The 4,365-nt window shown below is 37.2% G+C and carries 4 protein-coding genes; all 4 read right to left on the bottom strand.

Annotated elements, in window-relative coordinates:
* Positions 1-153: 153 nt before the first annotated feature.
* Positions 154-939, bottom strand: a complete 786-nt coding sequence (locus MUW73_RS02320) for a hypothetical protein (protein ID WP_243018581.1) — start codon at positions 937-939, stop codon at positions 154-156.
* Positions 940-1,566: 627 nt separating this feature from the next.
* Positions 1,567-2,790: an enoyl-ACP reductase FabV gene (gene fabV / locus MUW73_RS02315; RefSeq protein WP_243575217.1), complete on the bottom strand. Its 1,224-nt coding sequence runs from the start codon at positions 2,788-2,790 to the stop codon at positions 1,567-1,569.
* Between the two features lie 5 nt (positions 2,791-2,795).
* On the bottom strand, positions 2,796-3,311 hold the full coding sequence (locus tag MUW73_RS02310) for a bactofilin family protein (RefSeq protein WP_243018583.1): 516 nt from the start codon (positions 3,309-3,311) through the stop codon (positions 2,796-2,798).
* A gap of 6 nt (positions 3,312-3,317) precedes the next feature.
* Positions 3,318-4,133 carry a M23 family metallopeptidase gene (locus tag MUW73_RS02305; RefSeq protein ID WP_243018584.1) on the bottom strand — a complete coding sequence of 272 codons (816 nt, stop codon included), beginning with the start codon at positions 4,131-4,133 and terminating at the stop codon, positions 3,318-3,320.
* Between the last annotated feature and the right edge of the window lie 232 nt (positions 4,134-4,365).

Raw genomic sequence — 4,365 nt, 5'->3', positions numbered from 1 at the left:
TTTCTTTACGTACGCTGCCACAGTGGTGAATAGATACTAAAAAAGTGGACAAAAAAATTAAACCTTCCGTAAAAAGTTGCTTAAAATGCCCCTTACAGCTGGAAAACCAGAACTTGACCGCTACGCGGGGTTCGATCAGGCTGTTTTTCTATTTCAGCTTAAAAAAGAAGAAAAATAAGATTTAAATTTATCTGGTATTCTGCTTATTTCAGATCTTGGACTATTACCATGCTTATCTTCTACATCCCATTTTGCGCCACGACCTATTAACTCCTCTAATAATTTATATTTATTTTGCAGTTCCGGAAGATTCATAACTTCATCAGGAGGTACAAAATATTTGTAAGACGATAGAGACTGCTCTAATGATCTTACTACTATCAATAAAGGTGTGTTTCCGGGGTAATCTCCTTGATTTACATCTGCACCTTTTTCTAGTAGAAAGGTTATGCCCAACCTTGTTTCAGAATTATTATCGCGTAAGTATGCCTTGACTGCAAGATTCAAGACAGGATTGCCTACTGGGTCGATTCCATTTATCTCTAGGCCTTTGCTTATAGCATCACAGATAGATGCTTTCGAATATTGTGGATCCGAATTTTCTAAGACCGACAGGCTTTGAAAATGTTTTGGATTAGTAAGGTGTTCTGTATCATGAACGCCCGCTATCTCTTGTGCAACCTGATTGATAGCTTCATTTATGGACAAGGAAGTAGCTTCTTTTAGACCTGGAGCTGTCATTGTATGATCTGTGGGTATTCCGGTTGAAGCTCCTGCTTCCACAGGGTTAGTTTCTACAGCTTCCGTTTTTTTGTTCGACTGGCTGCCCAACATACCTAACTGGCTGTTTGTATTGACACAAGAAGACAATGTATGAAACCCAAATAAGCTTATAAATAGACGTTCCATGGAACGCATATATGTTTTTTTTATTTTCATAATATTGATTTTATGTAATATATGCTATATAATGACTACTAAGCAGAGGTAGTGCATGCAATGAGTATGTCAAAGGTGAACTATCCATACCACTTGGCGTGCCTAAGTCTAACAAAATACTCCTGCTCATTAAGTGAGCAGTAATCCAAACTAAGTATTTACTTAGCCTTCACCTTGGTAGGTTACCAAAAAAAAAATAGAAATACAACCCATAGTGCACTAAAAATAAGTAGATTTAAATAGCTCTATTTGGAATAGCATAGGCAATTTTTGCTCTAATAGCTGATACTATCTCTATACTAAAAGAGTATGTATGCGTGTTTAAGCGGTTATAATAGCCACTAAACTTATTTTGGGTTTCACTTTTTTGTTTCCTGTATTGTTTGTATGGCCGGGTGCCCCACTTTTTCTTCAGTGCCTTGAAAAATTTTCTAAGCCTTTTTCAACTTTGGTTTAAAAAATAGATTGCTACCTTCACGTTTTTGCTTAGAGCGTTTCCCAATACTAAAATGATTAAATAATTTTTATTTTTTAGGGATTGTAAAAAAATTACAACTATAAAATAGTGGTTAAAAGTAATACTTAGTTTAAATACTAACTCAAATTTATGTAACTGGTTTACAATAATTAAAATACAGAATTGATCTTAGAAGGATATAAAGAAGGTATAGGAACTTCTATCCGCTGAGCTTGGGTGTAATCAACTCCTGCTACTTCGAACCCAAATAATTTGTAAAACTCATGGCGATAGCCGACAAAGTCGGTCATGGTAGATAGATTGGTATCATCTATCTTAGGCCAAAGTTCAGCAACAGCTTGTTGTACATCTTCTCGCATCTCCCAATCATCTATACGAATTAAGCCTTCTGCATCTACCAAGACCTGGCCTTCTTTTCTATACAGCCGATCTGAGTATAATCTGTATACCTGCTCTATACAACCTTCGTGCAGATTTTTTTCTTTCATTATTTTGTAAATCAATGAAATATAAAGAGGTACTACTGGTATGGCTGCACTTGCTTGTGTAACCAAAGCTTTATTCACAGAAATAAAAGCCTGACCACCAATAGGGCTGAGTCTTTTTTGTAGCATGCTGCTTGCTGCTACTAAATCTTTTTTTGCCGCTCCAATGGTCCCTTTTGAATAAATCGGATCAGTCAACTTAGGGCCAATATAGGAGTAAGCTATGGTTTTTGCAGCCTTAGCCAGCAGCTTTTCCTGCAATAAAGCCTCTATCCACATCATCCAATCCTCTCCTCCCATAACCGCAATAGTATCTGCTACCTCTTTAGGTGTTGCAGGTTCAATGGAGACATTTGAAATATGACCACTCATCATATCAATTGTTTTATTGCTATAGGGGGCACCTATAGGTTTTAACACTGACTTAAACGATAGGCCTGTTTGGGGATGAGTCCGACGTGGAGATGCCAGGCTATAGATAACTAAATCTACTTGACCACCCCAATCCTGTTTGATTCGTGCAATGGTTTCTTGCTTTATGGAATCTGAAAAAGCATCGCCATTAATGCTTTTAGCATAAAGTCCTGCTTGATGGGCAACTTGTTCGAAAGCAGCTGTATGGTACCAACCAGCAGAAGCTGTTCGTTTATCGTCAGCTGGTCGCTCAAAAAAAACACCTATCGTCTGAGCTTTAGCACCAAAAGCAGCTACTATTCTACTGGCTAGACCATAACCAGTAGAAGCGCCTATGATCAGCACTTTTTTAGGACCAGAGGTAATAGGTGAATGGCTGGTTACATATTTGATTTGTTCTTGAACATTTTGGGCGCAGCCGGCTGGATGAGCTGTGGTACATATGTATCCGCGTACTTTTGGTTCTATAAGCATAGATCTCAAGGAATAAGGGGTTTATTAGAAGGTTTAGGTAATGGTAATTTTTCTGAAGGGGTTATGGTATCTTCGAGTGAATCACTTTCAGGATAGGGCTCATCTTCAGAACATATCTGGGATACAGCATCGAAAAGATGGTCGTCTTGATACTCCTTTATAGATTTATGATCCTTACCCATTTTACATTTCCCATCAAAATAAGCACCCTCCTCAAAAACCAATTTATTGGCCACAATATCACCCCATACGGTTGCAGTTGATTTAAGAACAAGTAACTCTACCACTTCTATGGTTCCTTTTACCTCTCCACCAATTTCAGCATTGTGGGCTACAATGTTGCCTTCTACCTGAGCGGTATGGCTTAATACTAATTTTGCTTTTGTTTTAATACCACCCGTTATCTTGCCTTCTATACGTAAGTTGCCTGTAGTGTTTATATTGCCTTCTAAGTGAGACCCTTGTCCTATAATATTGCTAATGGTTACAGGGTTGGCACTCTTTGTTTTATTATTAAACATGCTTTTTTAAGGGTTAATATAGTCTTCCGGATTTAGTGGAACACCTTTGTTCCAAAGCTCAAAATGCAGATGCGGCCCCGTAGAGATCTCTCCAGAGTTGCCCATAAGGGCTACTACATCACCTGCTCTAACCAAGTTACCAACTTTTTTAAATAAAATAGCACAATGTTTACAGATTGAGACAACGTTATTATAATGTTGAATCACAATAACCCATCCTGTATCAACCGACCAGTCAGACAAAATTACAATTCCCGTTGATATGGCTTTAACAGGAGCCTTCTCTTCTGCTACAATGTCAACTCCATAATGTTTTCCTGCTCTATGAAAGGGTTGGGTAATCTTTCCATTAATAGGAGAAAACAATAGAGGGGATCCTATGCTAATAGGCCCGTTTTCATTGATTGATACTACTGGAGATGATTCTAGTTTTGAGTCAGCTGCTATTGGCTCCGGAATAGTAGAAGAGATTGGGTTAGGTAGTGCGTGTTTAGACTTCCCTTGAATAATTTTTTGAAGGGCGTCAATAAACTTTGTTTGGGACCTGATTTGTTCTTCTAATGTTGCTACTGTAGCAGCTAAGGAAAGTATTTTTTTTTGATTTTCTGTTTCTATATATATAGGATTCATCCATTTGGCTAAAACAGTTTTAGCTAGCCATAAACTAAAACCAAAACTTATACACAACCAAGATAAAAATAAGGTAATAATGGTAGCATAGTTAAAAGGGGGCGTTATATACTCCGCAAAATTTTCAACATTTCGAATAACTAGCTGGTACCTACCTTCGAAATAATCCAGAAATTTTTTGTACGTACGCAATGATCAACTTATTTAATATTAAACATCTAAAAACCTGCGCTATGACTTCACATTGGTATGCATGCCACACTGTAAAAGCACATAAACAAAGAAAAAACGCCACTTAATTTACCAACTAGGGTGAACAAATAATGGAGTCAGCTTAAGATATATATTTAATTGATTATTATATATAATATTATATAAAAAAACGCCCCTTGTAAAATAGTTGTGATCAGAAAGCGCCCCTTAT

The organism is Candidatus Cardinium sp. cByotN1 (assembly GCF_022810525.1).
GTDB lineage: Bacteria > Bacteroidota > Bacteroidia > Cytophagales > Amoebophilaceae > Cardinium.
This window is presented reverse-complemented; position numbering and strand designations above follow the sequence as displayed.

What these genes read in the sequence shown, in the direction of transcription:
- fabV (WP_243575217.1), bottom strand. Translation starts at nt 2,790, where the DNA reads ATGCTTATAGAACCAAAAGTACGCGGATACATATGTACCACAGCTCAT.
- MUW73_RS02320 (WP_243018581.1), bottom strand. Translation starts at nt 939, where the DNA reads ATGAAAATAAAAAAAACATATATGCGTTCCATGGAACGTCTATTTATA.
- MUW73_RS02310 (WP_243018583.1), bottom strand. Translation starts at nt 3,311, where the DNA reads ATGTTTAATAATAAAACAAAGAGTGCCAACCCTGTAACCATTAGCAAT.